Raw genomic sequence first — 16,919 nt, forward strand, 5'->3', positions numbered from 1 at the left:
CCAGAACAGATACAGATGCTTTGATTTTGGACCAGAACAGCTGCAACTCCAATGCACTGTTCCGCATCACAGAGCACTGACCTGTGTCTGTTGCGCTGCAGCACGATTTTTTACGCTAGAGGCCTCTACCGTGAAAGCACCACCATGCGCCTCAGCCACCCTTACACCCTCTCCACATCGCGCGGCCAGACTGCCTCCGAGGCTTGCGGCGAACAGATCACCCCATTGCACATTGCGTCTGGCCAGGGCCTGTGGTGCCATCTGGAAGCGGGCAGCACACTCCTTTGCACCGGTGGCCGCCTGCAGATCAGCTCGCCCTGGTTCGCCGCACTGAAACTCAGCGCAGGCGATGCGCCGTACTGCAACGGCGCCCATGCAGGCTGGTACTGGCTCGAAGCCGAAGGCTCCGAACCTGCACAACTGCACTTGGCTGAACATGCCTACGCAGGCTGGCACAGCGCGCGGCTGGCGCTGACGCGCTGGATGGGGTTGAGCGACTGAGCGCAGCATCAAAGAAACGGGCCACATGACGTGGCCCGAATCACTTGATTTTTGATAGCTATCAGCGCTTACCTATCAAGCATAAGCAGACGTTTCCCCATTATTTTCTTTGCCACACGGCGGCAAAGAAGCCATCGGTCCGGTGCAGATGCGGCCACAGACGCAGGTACTGGCTTGCGGTGTCACCGCCACTACACAGGCTGGCGGAATTCTCCACCTTCAAGCCAGCAAGCAGCTCACTCGCATCCAGCGGCACAAAATCGGGGTGGGCTGCGCCAAACGCCTCGGCGATGGCTTCGTTTTCGGCCTGCAGAATGCTGCAGGTGGCATACACCAGACGCCCGCCGCTTTTGACCATGCGCGCAGCGCTGTCCAGAATCGCTGCCTGCTTGACGGTCAGCTCGTCGATCGCCTTCTGGCTTTGGCGCCATTTGAGATCGGGGTTGCGGCGCAAGGTGCCTAGGCCCGAGCATGGTGCGTCCACCAGAACGCGGTCCATCTTGCCAGCGAGGCGTTTGATGCGCTCGTCGCGCTCGTGCGCAATGGCAGCGGGGTGCACGTTCGACAGCCCCGAGCGGGCCAGGCGTGGCTTGAGCGCCTCCAGCCTGTGGGCCGACACGTCAAATGCGTACAGGCGCCCGGTGCTGCGCATGGAGGCGCCGATGGCGAGCGTCTTGCCTCCCGCACCTGCACAAAAATCGGTCACCATCTCGCCACGCTTGGCGTCGAGCAGCAGCGCCAGCAATTGCGAGCCTTCGTCCTGCACTTCCACGCGGCCTTTTTGAAAGGCCTCCAGACGCGAGAGCGCTGGCTTGTCGGCCACACGCAGGCCCCAGGGCGAATATGGCGTGGGCTCGGCGGCAATGCCTGCAGCCTTGAGCTCCTTTTGCAGGTCTGCACGCTTGGTACTGAGCGCATTGGCCCGCAAGTCAAGCGGCGCCATCTCCAGCATGCTGGCGGCCAGTTGCTCGAACTGATCGCCCACCTGCGCCTTCAGCGGCTCCACCAGCCATTCGGGCAGGTTGTGGCGGTGCTGGGGCATCAGGCTTTCAGGCGCTGTGGCGTCACATTCGTCCAGCCATTTCACTTCGGCGGAATGGAGTGCGCTTTTGACAAAGCTGCGCGGACCGGCAAACCCCAGGATCGCCAGGCGCCGCTCACGCGCGCCGCTGCCCGAGCGGGCCAGCGTCTCAAACAGGGTTTTCTTGCGCAACACCGTATAGGCCGTCTCGGCGAGAGTGGCCCGCTCGCGCGGGCCCAGGTTGCGGTGGTCTCGGAAATATCGCGACACCACGGCATCTGCCGGGTGTTCAAAAGTCAGGACCTGCGCCACCAGCTCGGCGCAGGCATCTAGTAAGGCTTTGGGATGCATGGGCGCTATTGTCCCATTGCACCAGTATCCGGGCACCGCTACCGACTACCCCGCGTTGGGTTAGACAGCAGTGCGGTCGTAAAACAAAGCGGCAGGAATGCCCGCCAACACCGCATTGGCCTTGTCGCCCAGTTCATCCAAACTGGCCAGCCACAGGGGCATCAGCCGGGTGGCGAGCAACTCGCGCTCCAGGTAGCCCCGCAGCTGGGCATGCCACAGACGGTCTTCCTGGTAGCTGACCCCGGGGCGGTCCAGCACCAGCAGCAAGGCCTGCGAGCCGCGCATCGACTGCAGCGGCCGTGCCAGCAACCACGCGCGGCGCAGCCGTTTGGCAGCGGTCAGGTGCAGCTGGATCACCGCCAGCTCCGATTCCCACAGCGGCTCACTCAACTCTGCGTACGACTTGGCCTGGTAGAGCAGACCCAGATCCTTCACCTCATCAGACATGCCAAGGCGCAGCTGCTGGGCCAGTTCCTCGCGTCTGGCCCATTCCAGCCTGGCGCGGCGGATCGACGCCTCATAGTGTTCGTCGGCTTCCAGCACATCCAGCACACCGCGCGCCAGGTTGCACCACTGGCCGCGCATGGCCGGCAGCAACTCAAAAGCCTGGGCCAGATAAGGCAGTTGGGCCTCGGGGTCCATATCGATATACAGGCTTGCCGCCGCGCCCACCGCGCGCTTGCAGTCGGCCTGCAGATCCAGCGCCCGCTGGTAGAAGGGCTGCGGATCGTCACGGTAGGCGCCTGCCTGCATGTACCAGCCCAGCTCCACCAGGCTGTCGGCCTGCAGGTAGGGCTCGCGCGGCATCAGCGCCTCCACCCGCGCATGGGTATGCTGCAGCACTTGCCGGTGTACCTGCCAATCGGCACCGAACTGCAGGCACCAACGGGCATCCAGCAGTTCAATCCAGCGCTCCGAACGCTTGCCCAGCCATGCCAGGCTGTTGCTGCTGGACATGGGCGTCAAGCCGGGCGGTACATCGAGGGCATCCAGCCGCTCGCGCAGGCTGGGGGCGGTGTCTTCGTAGCCCGCTGGCGCCTGGTATTCCTGCTTCCAGGCCTGGTACACCCAGTTCACGTCCATGCTGTGGTTCATCACTCCGGCCATCAGGCTGAATGGGCCTATGGCCTGGGGCAGTTCGCGGGCCCGCGACCAATGCATGGCCCAGAACCGCTCGCGCATCCAGCGCCCGCGCACAGCCACTTCGGAAAGCGCATCGCCCATCAGTTGTTTGCTCACCAGTCTGGCTGCCATGCGGTCTGCCACCAGTTCATCGTCCCGGGCCACCACAAAGCTGGCAGCCCACCAGCGCGGCAGGTACCAGCGCATGAAGCGTTCGTTGAGCCAGCCCAGATGCGTCATCTGGCGTGCATCGGCCAGCCGGTCGCGCAAGCCCTGCATACGGCGGCGCGCGCGGTACACCCAGGCACCAAGCCAGGCGGGGTTGCGGCGCAGATGGGCGTATTCCTGCGTCAGCACCGCAATGAGGCGCGGGCGGTCAATCGCCATGGCCAGGGGCAGGCCGAGCAGCAGGTAGTTGCGCTCAGGCAGCAAACCACCCAGCCGCACCTGCTGCACGATGCGCGCACCGTAGTCCTGCGTGATCACCAATTGGTGGATGCGGCGGCCGCCGTTTTTTTTGCGGATGCGCTCCAGCGCTTCGTACAGGCGCGGGCACTCGGGCTGGGGCACATGAATGCCATCCGGCGCCACCCAATCGGAGCGGGTGAGGCGCAGAATACTCAGCACCAACGCGAGGCCGCCGAAAAAACCAAAAATCTGCAGCCCCTGAAAGCCGTTTTTGACGAATGACAATGCCGTCCAGGCCAACAGAGCCAGCCCCACCAACAGGCCGCCCCAGACCCATGCAACAGCAAGCAGAGTCAACCCAAGAACCCGCCAGCGAAAAGCCTCTGGCTGATCCGATCTGGCGTGCTCATAGGCATCTACCCGCTGCACAAATACGATACGCTCCACCCCACCCTCCGAATACTGTTATCGGGAGGCCTGCAACCGCAGACAATGCTGCCTCCTGCGGCTTATGAACCAACCCTTTTTAGATGCAAGGCTTGATAGCCTCAGACAATTATCAGATTATGGAACAGAGCTCTTCTCCCGCACCAGACATTTCGCCCGGGTTGTATCGTCACTACAAAGGACGCCTTTACCAGGTGATGCAGATGGCTCGGCACAGCGAAACCCGTGAATGGCTGGTTGTATACCAAGCGCTGTATGGCGAATATGGGTGGTGGGTCAGGCCTGCCGCCATGTTTACCGAAACGGTGGAAGTGGACGGCCAGCGCCAGCCACGGTTTGCGGTCTGCCACCCGCAACAGCTCGCAGACAACTGAATTACATGCGCTCCAGCAGACTGCGCACGGCCTTGGGGTAGATCTGGTGCTCCTGCACCAACACGCGAGCAGCCAGCGTAGCGGCTGTATCTCCCGGCAACACAGGCACCAGGCCCTGCTCAACAATCGGCCCGGCATCCAGATCGGCCGTGACCAGATGCACCGAAGCGCCAGCAAACTTGCAGCCCGCATCAATGGCGCGCTGGTGGGTATGCAGCCCGGCAAATGCAGGCAGCAGTGATGGATGAATATTGACCAGCCGCCCGGCAAAATGATTGACAAAGCCGGGGGTAAGAATGCGCATGAAGCCCGCAAGCACCACCAGGGCTGGCGTGTAGTGATCGATCTGCGCCATCAGTGCATCGTCAAACGCTTCACGGCTGGCATAGGCCTTGTGATCGACGACTGCGGTGGCAATGCCATGATCGCGGGCAAATTCCAGCCCCCCAGCGTCTGCCTTATTGCTCATCACGGCCACTACCCGGGCGCCCAGGCGGGTGTCCCAGCGCTCTTGCTGCGCAGTGCGCACAATGGCTGCCATGTTGGAGCCGCCGCCGGAGATGAGGATCACGATGTTTTTCATGGAGGCGGCATTATCGCAGGCAGCAACATCCGCAAACGCAGCCGCGGGCCAAATGTCGGATAATCAAAGGCTTTACTGATTTCCATACAGCCATGTACAGCTGTGTACATGGATCCATCCCGGATTCACTTCATGAGCGCCAAAGCACCTGTCGATCCCATCCGCAAATACCTTGAAACGGCCCGCCACCAGATTTCGGTGGGCAACCTCACCGGTGCCGCGCAAACCCTGAACGATGCCCGCCAGCGTTCGCCGCGCGATGCTCGCCTTTTCATGCTCGCCGCACTGATGGCCGAGAAGTCCGGCAATCTCAATGGCGCCTTTGATGCCATGCAGCGCTGCGTCACCATGGCGCCGGAATGGGGCCCGGGCCTGCTCGAACAAGCCTTGCTTTATGCCCGCCACGACCACGACAACGAGGCCATGGCGGCGGCAGAGAAAGTCATTGCGCTGGAGCCCAACAACCCGCATGTCATTGCCGGCGTCATCGACATTGCCCACCGCGTCGGCAATATCGAAATGGCGATCCGCCACTTGCAGCGCGTGCTCGAACTCACGCCGGGCGACCGGACTCTGCGCCGCCATCTGGCCGTCGACCTGGGCCATATCCACAAGTGGGACGAGGCCCTGGCCGTTTTTGAGTCGCTGATCAACGAGCAGCCTGGCGACCATCTCGCCCGCATCGCCCGCGTGCAGATGCTGCAAGCACGCGGCACCATGCAAGACGCCCTACCCGACACCGAAGCCCTGCTCGCGCTCAAGGCCGATGACAAGGTCTACCAGTACTACCACCAGTTGGCCAAGGGCGAAGTGCCCGCCCATGTGCCTGTGGAGCTGACCACCCGCATGTTTGACGACATGGCGGGCACCTATGACAAGCACATGGTGCGCGCTCTGGGCTATCGCCTGCCCAAGCTGGCGGCCGATCAGCTGCTGGAAATCTTCCCTGACCGGCGCTTTAACCTGCTGGACCTGGGCTGCGGCACCGGACTGCTGGGCGCCGTACTGGGCCCCATTGATGGCTATATCCTGGGTGTGGACATGTCATCCAAGATGCTGGCTGAAGCCGCCAAGCACAAGGTGTACTACAAGTTCCACCAGGTCAATCTGCTCGAAGCGCTGGCAGCTACACCGGCCAACACCTTTGAAGCCATCACCGCGCTGGATGTGCTGATCTACGTGGGTGACCTGCAGCAAACGCTGGCGGATGCCTATCGCGTGCTGGCCCCTGGCGGGGTGCTGATCTTCTCGTGCGAGCACGGTGACGTGACCGGCCCCGACAGCAAGCTCCAACCATTTGGCCGCTATACCCACACGCTGGCCAGCACCGTGCGCCTGGCCAAGGCGGCCGGTTTTGAGCGCGTCGACACCAAGGATGTGGATCTGCGCATGGAAGCGGGCCAGCCGGTGGACGGTTTCGTGGTGACGGCTTTCAAGCCCAAGGAAGGCTGATCGTCCCGCCCCCAGGCAAAAGGCCTTGCATGTCTGCAAGGCCTTTTTTTATTCAATGGGCAAGCATCGACGAGGCTATGCCGCCAGGCGCGAGCTTTTGGGCACATGGGCCATCAAAAACTCCATCTGGTCCGCCAGAATGCGGCGGTTGCGCAGAATAAAGTCTTCCCACAGGCTTGGCGTGTAGGGTGCATACAACAACGGCATGTGGGCTTGTTCTGGTGTGCGGCCTGCCTTGCGATGGTTGCATGATGCACATGCTGTCACCACATTCATCCAGGTGTCGGGCCCTCTTTGCGATACAGGAATCACATGCTCGCGTGTCAAATGGTCTTCGGCAAACCACTGGCCGCAGTAGGCGCAGATCTGGCGGTCCCGGCAGAAAAGCTTGCTGTTGGTGAGCGCCATGCGCATGGCAAACGGATCGATGCTGGGCTTGCCACGCGTGCCAATGATGCTGGCCACCTCAATGCGCGATTGCAGGCCGGTGACTGCATTGTGACCACCACGAAAACACGCTACATGCGAGCCCGCTTCCCAGCGAACATCGTCTGCTGCGTAATGCGTCACCGCCTCCTGCAAAGTGATCCAGGATTGGGGGACGCCGCTTGCCGATAGCTTCAACACCTTCACAATGGGCCTCCTGCACATTGGGAATCGATCCAGATACCGCAGAGCCCGCATGCCATCAAGACACTGGCACCACCATGCCTGCCATGCAGGTGCCGGGCTCCAAGCCATAATGGTCAATATACACTTTTATTGTGAAATTTGACACCAGCGCGCGGCCAATGCGCGCAAGCCGCTATAAAAACTAAAGCAACGATGAAAATCTTCCGAGGATTCGATCACCCACAGGTCACCCGCCATTGCGCTGTCACCATTGGCAACTTCGATGGTGTGCACCGCGGCCACCAGGCCATGCTTGCCTTGCTGCGCAGCGAAGCCCAGCGCCGGGGCCTGGCCAGCTGCGCGCTCACCTTCGAGCCCCATCCACGCGATTACTTTGCCCAGGTCCTGAACAAGCCGGACATGGCGCCCGCCCGCATCTCCACGCTGCGCGACAAGCTCGATCAGCTCGCCCAGTGCGGTATCGACCAGACCATTGTGCTGCCCTTCAATGCCCGGCTGGCAGCACAGGCGCCTCAGGCCTTCATTGACGATGTGCTGCTGGCGGGCCTGGGCACCGGCTACCTGCTGGTCGGCGATGATTTCCGCTTTGGCCACAAGCGTGCGGGGGACTATGGCATGCTGGTCAGTGCGGGCCGCCAGCAAGGCTTTGACGTAGCACGCATGAACAGCTACGAATCCGATGGCCTGCGCGTTTCCAGCACAGCGGTGCGCCAGGCGCTGTCGCAAGGGGATATGGCTGCGGCCGCCAAACTGCTGGGCTACCCGTATGCGATCTCCGGCCATGTGGTGCACGGGCGCAAGCTGGGCCGCCAGTTGGCCGAGAGCCAGGCAGGAGCCGGTGACGGTTTTCGGACGCTGAACCTGCGTTTTGACCACTGGAAGCCAGCTGCCAGCGGCATTTTTGTCGTGCTGGTGCATGGCTTGTCCGAGCATCCGTTGCCCGGCGTGGCCAATCTCGGCATTCGCCCGTCGCTCGACCCCAACGACGTGAATGGCGGACGTGTGCTGCTGGAAACCCATTGCCTGCAATGGCCCGCCGAACTGGGTGGGGACGGCGCTTACGGTAAAATCATCCGAGTGGAACTCCTACACAAATTGCACGACGAGCTCAAGTACGACAGTCTCGATGCCCTCACAGCCGGCATTGCCAAAGATTGCGCGGACGCCCGTGCCTACTTCAACACCCCCACGCACGCCGAAACGCGTCGCCAGACCACGCGCGACCGAATTTGACGCTGACCTTGCTGCGCCCCGCCGCGCAGAAGTCGTCGAAAAAGTGCGTGCCTGCACGCGTCCTGCATCACTTCTGCGCTCACCTATCTCAACCTGACCGGCCCCATGGCTCTGCCCCGGATCAGGACCGTGTTTTGCTTTGAAGGTTTCTATGTCCGACAAAACGCCCCATGCAGAAAAAGCCTCTGCATACCGTGCAACCCTAAACATGCCCGATACGCCTTTCCCGATGCGCGGCGATCTGCCCAAGCGCGAGCCGGGCTGGGTCAAGGAATGGGAAGACAAGGGTCTATACAAGAAGTTGCGCGATGCCCGCCACGGCGCGCCCATGTTCATCCTGCATGACGGCCCGCCCTACGCTAATGGCAAGATCCACATCGGCCATGCGGTCAACAAGATCCTCAAGGACATGATCGTCAAGAGCCGCCAGCTCGAAGGCTACGACGCGCTGTACGTCCCCGGCTGGGACTGCCACGGCCTGCCGATCGAAAACGCCATCGAAAAGCTCCATGGCCGCAACCTGCCGCGCGATGAAATGCAGGCCAAGAGCCGCGCCTTTGCCACCGAGCAGATCGAGCAGCAGATGGTGGACTTCAAGCGCCTGGGCGTACTGGGCGACTGGGATCACCCCTACAAGACCATGAACTACGCCAATGAGGCGCAGGAGTTGCGCGCGCTCAAAAAGGTGATGGAGCGTGGCTTTGTCTATCGCGGCCTCAAGCCCGTGTACTGGTGCTTCGACTGTGCATCGTCACTCGCCGAGTTCGAGATCGAGTACGCCGACAAGCAAAGCCAGACGCTGGATGTGATGTTCCCCGCTGCCGAGCCTGCCAAACTGGCCGCAGCATTCGGCCTGGATAAGCTCGACAAGGAAGCCTTCATCGTCATCTGGACGACGACGGCCTGGACGATCCCCGCCAACCAGGCGCTCAACGTCAACCCTGACCTGGAATACAGCCTGGTCGATACCGAGCGGGGCCTGCTGCTTGTGGCGTCTGCCCTGGTCGAGAAATGCCTCGCGCGCTGGAAGCTTGAAGGCAAGGTACTGGCCACCGCCAAGGGCGAAAAGCTGGACCACATGCCCTTCAAGCACCCCCTGGCGCATGTGGACAAGGGTTTTGACCGCATCTCGCCCGTCTACCTGGCCGAATACGCCACCGCCGACGACGGCACTGGTATCGTGCACTCGGCGCCCGCTTATGGCGTGGATGACTTCAACTCCTGCATGGGCAACGGCATGGACTACAAGGACATCCTCAACCCCGTGCAAGGCAATGGCGTATACGCAGCCGATCTGCCCATGTTTGGCGGCCAGCACATCTGGAAGGCCGTGCCCGTCATCATCGATGCACTCAAGGTGGCAAACCGCCTGCTGGACACCACGACCATCACGCACAGCTACCCCCATTGCTGGCGCCACAAGACGCCGGTGATCTACCGTGCCGCCGCCCAGTGGTTCATCCGCATGGATGAAGGCGAAGGCGTGTTCACCGACCCGGCCCAGAAGCCCGAGAAGACTCTGCGGCAGATCGCGCTCGAAGCCATCGACCACACCAGCTTCTACCCCGAGAACGGGCAGGAACGCCTGCGCGCGATGATCGCGGGTCGCCCGGACTGGTGCATCTCGCGCCAGCGCTCCTGGGGCGTGCCGATTCCGTTCTTTCTACATATGGACACGGGCGCTCTGCACCCCCGCACCATGGAAATCATCGATCAGGCAGCCGCCATGGTCGAAAAAGGCGGTATCGAGGCCTGGAGCCGCGCCACGGCCGAAGAAATTCTGGGCGCCGAGGACGCAAAGAACTACACCAAGAGCACCGACATCCTGGAGGTCTGGTTCGACTCGGGCAGCACCTTCTGGCACGTGATGCGCGGCACCCATGCCAACATGCACCACGACCAGGGGCCCGAGGCAGACCTGTACCTCGAAGGCCACGACCAGCATCGCGGCTGGTTCCACAGCTCGCTGCTGCTGGCATCTGCCATCTTTGGTCGTGCGCCCTACCGCGGCCTGCTCACGCACGGCTTTACCGTGGACGGCCAGGGCAAGAAGATGTCCAAGTCGCTGGGCAACACCGTCGCGCCGCAGGATGTGAGTGGCAAGATGGGGGCCGAAATCATCCGCCTGTGGGTGGCCTCTACCGACTACTCGGGCGACCTGGGTATCGACGACAAAATCCTCGCTCGCGTGGTGGATGCGTACCGCCGCATCCGCAATACGCTGCGTTTCCTGCTGGCCAATACCAGCGATTTCGATCCCGCGACCGAAAGCGTTGACTACAAGGACATGCTGGAGATCGACCAGTATGCTCTGGCGCGCGCAGCCCAGCTGCAGAAGGAAATCATCGGCCACTACCAGGTCTATGAATTCCACCCTGTGGTTACCAAGCTGCAGCTGTTCTGCTCCGAAGACCTGGGCGGCTTCTACCTGGATGTGCTCAAGGACCGCCTCTACACCACGGCGCCCCAGAGCCTGGCGCGCCGCTCGGCACAGACCGCGCTGCACCAGATCACCCAGGCACTGCTGCGCTGGATGGCGCCTTTCCTGTCGTTCACGGCCGAAGAAGCCTGGAAGATCGTGGGCAACAGCGACACCATCTTCCTGGAAAAATTCACCGACCTGCCCGAAGGCGACGACGCCCTGCTCACCAAGTGGACCCGCATCCGCGAAATCCGCGACGTGGTCAACAAGGACATCGAGACCGTGCGTGGTGAAGGTAAAGTGGGGGCATCGCTGCAGGCAGAGGTCACCGTGGCAGCCCAGCCTGAAGATCTGGCGCTGCTGCAAACACTGGCCGATGACCTGAAGTTCGTCTTCATCACGTCCAGCGCCCAAGCCGTGGCAGGCAATGAACTGGCGGTCACCGTCACGCCTTCGGAGCATGCCAAGTGCGAGCGCTGCTGGCATTACCGCGCCGATGTGGGAGCGAACCCCGAGCACCCGAGCCTGTGCGGCCGTTGCGACAGCAACCTGCATGGCAGTGGTGAAGTACGCACCAAGGCATAAACGCCTTGCTGCAAAAAAAGTGAGTTGTTTGCGCCTGCTCGCCAATATTCTCCATATCAAACGATTTTGAAAATATTGCACAGCAAGCGCTGACAGCTATCAAAACCATTGCACCCAAAGTGACATGAGCAACAAGCAGATGACGGGAAAACGCGCTTTCGCGCTGTGGCTGGCCCTGGCCGCCGTGCTGTTCTGGCTGGACCAGTGGAGCAAGGAATGGATTCTGTCCCACTACCAGCTGGGCGAATACACCACCATCACCAGCTTTTTCAATATCGTACGTGCACACAACCCTGGTGCGGCATTCTCATTTCTCGCCACCGCTGGCGGCTGGCAGCGCTGGCTGTTCACCGGCATCGGCGTCGTAGTGGGCGTCGTCATTGCATGGCAACTGTACAAATACAGCCATAAAACGCTGTTCTGCTTGTCACTCAGCTGCATTCTGGGCGGTGCCATTGGCAATGTGGTTGACCGCATGCGCCACGGCTACGTGGTGGACATGCTCGACTTCCACTGGGCGGGCAGCCACTTTCCCGCCTTCAACCTGGCCGATACCGCCATCACCATTGGCGCCATTCTGCTGATTCTGGATGAATTGCTGCGCATGAAGCGCGGAGACACAGCCTAAAGACTTGGCCGCGCGCACCTCGCCGCACCCGCATTCAAAACCGCCCTCGCCCAACGATGGCGGTTTTTTTACATCTGCTGTCCTCGCAAAAAGCCACCCAGCGGCCCTCTGCGCCCTCAACTGCGAGAGCCAGTCGCTATCCAGGTAAAACGGCCGATCTGCAGCTGCGGTTGCAAGCGCATTGTCAAAAACAAAGAAAAATGACTGCTATGGCGTACGCCCTACAACAATTTGCTGCTATCAGGGGTATAGTGTTCGGTTCGCTTTATGAAACACCTGCTCAATCTTCTTGCCGCCATTGCGCTGCTGGTCTGGGGGTCTCATATGGTGCGCACAGGGGTGTTGCGCGTCTTTGGCGCCAACCTCCGCAACCTGCTCGCGCGCAGTATGAGCAACCGTTTCACCGCCATGCTTTCGGGCATCGGGGTGACCGCACTTGTGCAATCGAGCACCGCCACCTCGCTGATGACTGCCTCCTTCGTAGGGCAAGGCATGATTCCGCTCACCGCTGCCCTGGCCGTGATGCGGGGAGCCGACGTGGGCACCGCCTTGATGGCTGTGCTGTTCTCCACTGACTTGTCGTGGCTGTCGCCGCTGCTCATCTTCATGGGGGTGGTGCTATTCATCTCCAAGCAGGATTCCACCGCTGGCCGTGTGGGGCGCGTCTTCATTGGCCTGGGCCTCATGCTGCTCGCGCTGCGCCTGATTGTGGAGGCGACGGAGCCGCTATTGGCATCCGAAGCCGTGCGCACCTTGCTCGTCAGCGTCAAGAGCGACTTCTTCATGGAGCTGCTGCTGGGCGCCATTCTGGCCATCGTCGCCTACTCCAGCCTGGCCATCGTGCTCCTGATTGCCGCCATGGCCGCCTCGGGCGCCATCACGGCCGACATGTCGCTGGGCCTGGTACTGGGCGCCAATCTGGGCAGCGGCGTGCTCGCCGTGCTGCAAACCGCCAAGTCGTCCATCGAAGTGCGCCAAGTCACCGTAGGCAACCTCATCTTCAAGATCCTGGGCATTGCCATCGTCGCGCCATTCTCCGGCCTGTGGACAATCTACGCCGCGCCCTATATCAATGATGCCGGGCGTTCGGCCGTTCTGTTCCACCTCGCTTTCAACATTCTCAATAGCCTGGGCTTCATCTGGTTCACCGGCATCATCAGCGACTGGATGCGCAAGCTGCTGCCCAAGGAAGACGCCGCCAAGAGTGGCCCGCAACGCCCGCGCCATCTGGATCCATCTGCGCTGTCCACACCCTCTCTTGCCATATCGTGCGCGGCCCGCGAAGCGCTGCACCAGGCAGACGTTGTCGAATCCATGCTGATCGGCCTGCACAACGTGGTGCAGACCGACAACCAGCAGCTCTCGCAAGACCTGCGCAAGCTCGACGACACCGTCGATGAACTGTACTCGGCCATCAAGTACTACATGACCAAGATCTCGCGCGCCGAACTGGACGAGCGCGAAAGCCAACGCTGGACAGAAATCATCAATTTCACCATCAACATGGAGCAGATCGGCGACATCATCGAACGCGTGCTCACCGATGTGGAAAACAAGAAAATCAAGAAGCGCCGCCAGTTCAGCAAGGCGGGTATGGAAGAGATCAACGAACTGCACGCCCACCTGCTGGACAACCTGCGCCTGGCGATGAGCGTTTTCCTGACCGGCAACGTGCGAGATGCGCAAAAACTGCTGGAAGAAAAGGCGCGCTTTCGTGATCTGGAGCTGGCCTACTCTGCGTCACACCTGGAGCGCCTGTCGCACAACACTGTGCAAAGCATCGAAACCAGCTCGCTGCACATTGACCTCATCAGCGATCTGAAACGCATCAACTCCCTGCTGTGCTCGGTGGCCTACCCCATTTTGGAATCCGCCGGCGCCCTGGCCCACAGCCGCCTCAAGGACGACCCCGAGCCCACGCGCCACTGACGGGAGGTCAGTTGCCAGAGTCAATCCTGGAAGCAAGGCCGATTTGGCATACAATGCCAGCTGTTTTCTGCGCCCCACTCGCGCAGCAATGACAAGGAAGCGTGGCAGAGTGGTTGAATGCACCGGTCTTGAAAACCGGCGATGGTGAAAGCCATCCGTGAGTTCGAATCTCACCGCTTCCGCCAGAAATTTGAAAAAAGCACTCGGCTTGCAACAGCGGCGAGTGCTTTTTGCATTTCTATAGCCTCCGAGAAGACTTGCTCCCTCTCAAGCGCCAAACTGCAGACAACGCATGCTAAGCGTGCCGCTCTGAAACCCCTCGTACATCTGCATGGGTGCAGCGCTGCCCTGTGCCGCTCCAAGTGCGTACAGCAAAGGCCAGTAATGATCTGGTGTAGGCACTGCCATCTTGGCGGAAGCCTGCAACTGCTGGTAATTCAGCAGCGCCTGATCATCGCGTGCCAGCAAAGCCTTCTTGACAACATCATCGAACTGCTGCGCCCAGTCGCGCGCCGCCATCAGGCCTTCAGGAGCGCCCCGCACCGTTGCCCGCAGGTTGTGCACGATATTGCCACTGCCGATGATCAGCACCCCCTTTTCACGCAGGGCGGCCAGTTCGCGCCCCACGGCGTAGTGGTACGCAGCGGGCTGGTCGTAATCGATCGACACCTGGAACACCGGCACATCTGCCTGGGGGAACAGATGATGCAGCACCGTCCAAGTGCCGTGGTCCAATCCCCACTGATCCGTCAGCTGGGCCTTGCCCGTGCGTACCAATGCAGCAGCTTCGGCAGCCATGGCGGGGTGGCCCGGGGCGGGGTACTGCATCTCCTGCAAGGCAGCAGGAAAGCCTGAAAAATCATGAATGGTGCGTGGCTTTTCGTTGACAGTAACCCCCGTGGAGCCGCGCGTCAGCCAATGGGCGGACACCACCAGAATAGCGGCGGGTTTTGCCAGCTTGCTGCCCCAGCTAGACAGCGTATGGGTAAAGGTATTGCTGCTGACCGCATTCATCGGACTGCCATGACCAATGAACAACACTGGCATTTTGCCGGCAGGCACGGGCGCACTGCGCGCCAAAGCCTCGCTCAAAGGCGTCAGCCCGGCCATGACAGCACCAAGGCTGCCAGACAACAGAAGAGAACGGCGGGAGTACATAGAAAAGGAAAGTAGCAGACGGCCCCGGTCAGAGCCAGGGCTGCGATGCAAGTTCCCGCCCCAAAAAACAAAAGGCCTGCCACTGGCAAGCCTTGTTCTTCTCCCAGGCAGCGGTCACTGGTAGGGCGTGACAGACTTGAACTGTCGACCAAAGGATTATGAGTCCTCTGCTCTAACCAACTGAGCTAACGCCCCAGCACCACCACCCTTGCAGGTGAAGCTAGGCATTCTAGCGTCTATTTGGAATGGCTCAGCGCGTTGGAAACCAGCTTTGAGGTGATTCCAACAATCTGGATCATCTTTTCATACGGCATGCGCTTGGGGCCAATCACCCCCAGAGTGCCTACAATCTTGCCGTTGACTTGGTAAGGCGTGCTCACCACCGACAGCTCCTGCACCGGCAGAATCTGGCTTTCGCCGCCGATATAGATCTGCACGCCTTCGGCACGGTTGGAACTCTCGAGCAGATGCAGAATCTGCGTTTTCTGCTCAAACAGGTCAAACGCGCGGCGCAGATTGGTCATGTCGTTGCTGAAATCGCTGACGGCCAGCAGATTGCGCTCGCCAGCAATGACCAGCTCGTCCTGCGCCTGGTCCTCATCCGCCCCGACATGAACCGCTGCCAGCATCAGTGCGCCAATCTCGTCGCGCAGCTTTTCCACCTCTTTGCGCAACAGCTGGCGCACCTGGTCAATCGCCAGGCCCGCATAGTGTGCGTTCAGGTAGTTGGCCGTCTCGATCAGCTGGCTTTGCGAGTAATCGGATTCGGTAAAGATCACGCGGTTCTGCACATCGCCATCAGGCGAGACCAGAATCACCAGAATGCGCTTTTCAGACAACCGCAAGAATTCGATATGCCGAAAGGATGAGCTTTTGCGCGGCGCCTGCACCACGCCCACAAACTGAGACAGATCGGAGAGCACGCCAGCGGCACTCGCAATCACCTTTTGAGGCTGTTCAGGCGCAATCTCCGCCGATACCACCTGATCCTGTTCGACCGTCAGCATCGTGTCGACAAACAAGCGGTAGCCCTTCGCAGTAGGCACCCGGCCAGCAGAGGTGTGGGGGCTGGCGATCAGGCCCAATCCCTCCAGATCAGCCATCACATTGCGGATGGTGGCAGAAGACAGATCGAGGCCAGACGCCTGCGTGAGCGCACGCGACCCCACCGGGTGGCCATCCGCTATGTAGCGTTCCACCAGGGTTTTCAGCAACAACCGGGCGCGATCATCGAGCATGGGGGCATTTTACTTGTGTAATTTAGTCACCAATCTGCCACGTTACACACTCATTTGATGCCCGAGATCGGCGATGAACGGCCATCTAGTCATTGGTCTTCTGTCCTCACCAAAGGCCTAGATCAAAATTTTTAGGTTTTTCTAAACACTGCAACATCCAATTCACCTGTCGAACCGCAAGCTCATACAGTTAGGTGAACTAGACATGACCGTTGCATGTCTTCTACATCTAGTCAGCCATCATGAGACCACTGCAATCTGATCGCTTGCCGAGCAAGGCTCGAATGATCTTCGTTCTGTCTGTTTGCGGGGTTGGATATGCCACTCTTGAACTGCTGGGCGTCATTCAGATGAAGGATGTTTCCGCTGCCACCAAGCTCTTGCTTACTCGATTGGGAGTCTTATTCGCTTATGTGGGTGCGCTGCTGGCAGGCCTACAGTTCTACTGGGACGCACGAGCGGAACGCATCGCCGCAGAGGCCGAACAGAAGAGAAACCGCGCACAACGTGACAACGATCTTCTCCGGAGCCTTGGCGACGAGTTGCAGAAGGAGTATCAGGCAATACTCGACCGCAACGACACAGAAGCTCGATTGGCCGAAGCTGAGCTGAAAGGCACCTCCCTCTATCTCCGAAACAAGAACTGGCTTGGGAAGGTCGCGCTAGTTGGCGTATTTCTGGGGGCGGTTCTGCAAATTATGGGCTCGACCTGATGGCCAATCCTTCCATCGAGAGGACATTGAGCGGCCGCGTATCCATAAATCGCCATAGTCAAATTCAGATACCGAACACACAAACGGTCAAAAGCCGCGATGCATCCCCGAAAGCGGTGCC

Annotated in this window: 14 protein-coding genes and 2 tRNA genes; 9 read left to right on the forward strand and 7 right to left on the reverse strand. The window is 60.5% G+C overall.

Translation table 11 applies throughout. The features are described 5' to 3' along the window. Nucleotides 1-144 precede the first annotated feature (144 nt). Nucleotides 145-501, forward strand: coding sequence for a hypothetical protein (locus tag HNP33_RS13970; RefSeq protein WP_184709547.1), 357 nt, complete (start codon nt 145-147; stop codon nt 499-501). Nucleotides 502-601: 100 nt separating this feature from the next. Here the strand turns inward: HNP33_RS13970 and HNP33_RS13975 are convergent, their stop codons facing one another. Further along, nucleotides 602-1,873, reverse strand: a complete 1,272-nt coding sequence (locus HNP33_RS13975) for an RsmB/NOP family class I SAM-dependent RNA methyltransferase (protein ID WP_184709545.1) — start codon at nt 1,871-1,873, stop codon at nt 602-604. A gap of 60 nt (nt 1,874-1,933) precedes the next feature. Beyond that, complete coding sequence (locus HNP33_RS13980) at nt 1,934-3,850, reverse strand: M48 family metallopeptidase (protein ID WP_221452082.1); 1,917 nt, start codon at nt 3,848-3,850, stop codon at nt 1,934-1,936. 119 nt (nt 3,851-3,969) lie between these two features. Here HNP33_RS13980 and HNP33_RS13985 point away from each other — a divergent pair, with 119 nt between their 5' ends. Continuing rightward, nucleotides 3,970-4,224, forward strand: a complete 255-nt coding sequence (locus HNP33_RS13985) for a DUF1653 domain-containing protein (protein WP_184709541.1) — start codon at nt 3,970-3,972, stop codon at nt 4,222-4,224. Between the two features lies 1 nt (nt 4,225). Here HNP33_RS13985 and purN read toward each other — a convergent pair whose 3' ends face one another. Then, the gene (gene purN / locus HNP33_RS13990; protein WP_184709539.1) at nt 4,226-4,807 is read right to left on the reverse strand and encodes a phosphoribosylglycinamide formyltransferase; all 582 of its coding nucleotides are present in this window, start codon (nt 4,805-4,807) and stop codon (nt 4,226-4,228) included. A 132-nt stretch (nt 4,808-4,939) separates the two neighbouring features. Here purN and HNP33_RS13995 point away from each other — a divergent pair, with 132 nt between their 5' ends. Next, on the forward strand, nt 4,940-6,259 hold the full coding sequence (locus HNP33_RS13995) for a methyltransferase (RefSeq protein ID WP_184709537.1): 1,320 nt from the start codon (nt 4,940-4,942) through the stop codon (nt 6,257-6,259). Nucleotides 6,260-6,334: 75 nt separating this feature from the next. Here the strand turns inward: HNP33_RS13995 and HNP33_RS14000 are convergent, their stop codons facing one another. After that, the gene (locus tag HNP33_RS14000; protein WP_184709535.1) at nt 6,335-6,892 is read right to left on the reverse strand and encodes an HNH endonuclease; all 558 of its coding nucleotides are present in this window, start codon (nt 6,890-6,892) and stop codon (nt 6,335-6,337) included. 192 nt (nt 6,893-7,084) lie between these two features. Here HNP33_RS14000 and HNP33_RS14005 point away from each other — a divergent pair, with 192 nt between their 5' ends. The 5 genes from HNP33_RS14005 (at nt 7,085) to HNP33_RS14025 (ending at nt 13,874) form a co-directional block, all read left to right on the forward strand. After that, nucleotides 7,085-8,125, forward strand: a complete 1,041-nt coding sequence (locus tag HNP33_RS14005; protein ID WP_184709533.1) for a bifunctional riboflavin kinase/FAD synthetase — start codon at nt 7,085-7,087, stop codon at nt 8,123-8,125. Nucleotides 8,126-8,276: 151 nt separating this feature from the next. Continuing rightward, nucleotides 8,277-11,132, forward strand: coding sequence for an isoleucine--tRNA ligase (gene ileS, locus HNP33_RS14010; protein WP_184709531.1), 2,856 nt, complete (start codon nt 8,277-8,279; stop codon nt 11,130-11,132). A 124-nt stretch (nt 11,133-11,256) separates the two neighbouring features. Continuing rightward, entirely contained in the window at nt 11,257-11,760 is a 504-nt protein-coding gene (gene lspA / locus HNP33_RS14015) for a signal peptidase II (protein ID WP_184709529.1), read from the forward strand. A 267-nt stretch (nt 11,761-12,027) separates the two neighbouring features. Then, nucleotides 12,028-13,689: a Na/Pi cotransporter family protein gene (locus tag HNP33_RS14020; RefSeq protein WP_184709527.1), complete on the forward strand. Its 1,662-nt coding sequence runs from the start codon at nt 12,028-12,030 to the stop codon at nt 13,687-13,689. 95 nt (nt 13,690-13,784) lie between these two features. Continuing rightward, a tRNA-Ser gene (locus HNP33_RS14025) sits at nt 13,785-13,874 on the forward strand. Between the two features lie 82 nt (nt 13,875-13,956). Here the strand turns inward: HNP33_RS14025 and ygiD are convergent. The 3 genes from ygiD to hrcA all read right to left on the reverse strand — a co-directional run bounded on the left by ygiD (nt 13,957) and on the right by hrcA (nt 16,085). After that, nucleotides 13,957-14,847 carry a 4,5-DOPA dioxygenase extradiol gene (gene ygiD / locus HNP33_RS14030; protein ID WP_184709525.1) on the reverse strand — a complete coding sequence of 297 codons (891 nt, stop codon included), beginning with the start codon at nt 14,845-14,847 and terminating at the stop codon, nt 13,957-13,959. Between the two features lie 118 nt (nt 14,848-14,965). Further along, a tRNA-Ile gene (locus tag HNP33_RS14035) sits at nt 14,966-15,042 on the reverse strand. A 41-nt stretch (nt 15,043-15,083) separates the two neighbouring features. Further along, the gene (hrcA, locus tag HNP33_RS14040; protein ID WP_184709523.1) at nt 15,084-16,085 is read right to left on the reverse strand and encodes a heat-inducible transcriptional repressor HrcA; all 1,002 of its coding nucleotides are present in this window, start codon (nt 16,083-16,085) and stop codon (nt 15,084-15,086) included. A gap of 284 nt (nt 16,086-16,369) precedes the next feature. On the opposite strand from hrcA, the gene HNP33_RS14045 reads away from it, so the two are divergent. Beyond that, entirely contained in the window at nt 16,370-16,798 is a 429-nt protein-coding gene (locus HNP33_RS14045; RefSeq protein ID WP_184709522.1) for a hypothetical protein, read from the forward strand. The last annotated feature ends 121 nt before the right edge of the window (nt 16,799-16,919 follow it).

This window comes from Comamonas odontotermitis (assembly GCF_014207855.1).
GTDB classification, from domain to species: domain Bacteria; phylum Pseudomonadota; class Gammaproteobacteria; order Burkholderiales; family Burkholderiaceae_C; genus Comamonas; species Comamonas odontotermitis_A.

What these genes read in the sequence shown, in the direction of transcription:
- HNP33_RS14005 (WP_184709533.1), top strand. Translation starts at nt 7,085, where the DNA reads ATGAAAATCTTCCGAGGATTCGATCACCCACAGGTCACCCGCCATTGC.
- purN (WP_184709539.1), bottom strand. Translation starts at nt 4,807, where the DNA reads ATGAAAAACATCGTGATCCTCATCTCCGGCGGCGGCTCCAACATGGCA.
- hrcA (WP_184709523.1), bottom strand. Translation starts at nt 16,085, where the DNA reads ATGCTCGATGATCGCGCCCGGTTGTTGCTGAAAACCCTGGTGGAACGC.
- ygiD (WP_184709525.1), bottom strand. Translation starts at nt 14,847, where the DNA reads ATGTACTCCCGCCGTTCTCTTCTGTTGTCTGGCAGCCTTGGTGCTGTC.
- lspA (WP_184709529.1), top strand. Translation starts at nt 11,257, where the DNA reads ATGAGCAACAAGCAGATGACGGGAAAACGCGCTTTCGCGCTGTGGCTG.
- HNP33_RS14020 (WP_184709527.1), top strand. Translation starts at nt 12,028, where the DNA reads ATGAAACACCTGCTCAATCTTCTTGCCGCCATTGCGCTGCTGGTCTGG.
- HNP33_RS13975 (WP_184709545.1), bottom strand. Translation starts at nt 1,873, where the DNA reads ATGCATCCCAAAGCCTTACTAGATGCCTGCGCCGAGCTGGTGGCGCAG.
- HNP33_RS14045 (WP_184709522.1), top strand. Translation starts at nt 16,370, where the DNA reads ATGATCTTCGTTCTGTCTGTTTGCGGGGTTGGATATGCCACTCTTGAA.
- ileS (WP_184709531.1), top strand. Translation starts at nt 8,277, where the DNA reads ATGTCCGACAAAACGCCCCATGCAGAAAAAGCCTCTGCATACCGTGCA.
- HNP33_RS13995 (WP_184709537.1), top strand. Translation starts at nt 4,940, where the DNA reads ATGAGCGCCAAAGCACCTGTCGATCCCATCCGCAAATACCTTGAAACG.
- HNP33_RS13970 (WP_184709547.1), top strand. Translation starts at nt 145, where the DNA reads ATGCGCCTCAGCCACCCTTACACCCTCTCCACATCGCGCGGCCAGACT.
- HNP33_RS13985 (WP_184709541.1), top strand. Translation starts at nt 3,970, where the DNA reads ATGGAACAGAGCTCTTCTCCCGCACCAGACATTTCGCCCGGGTTGTAT.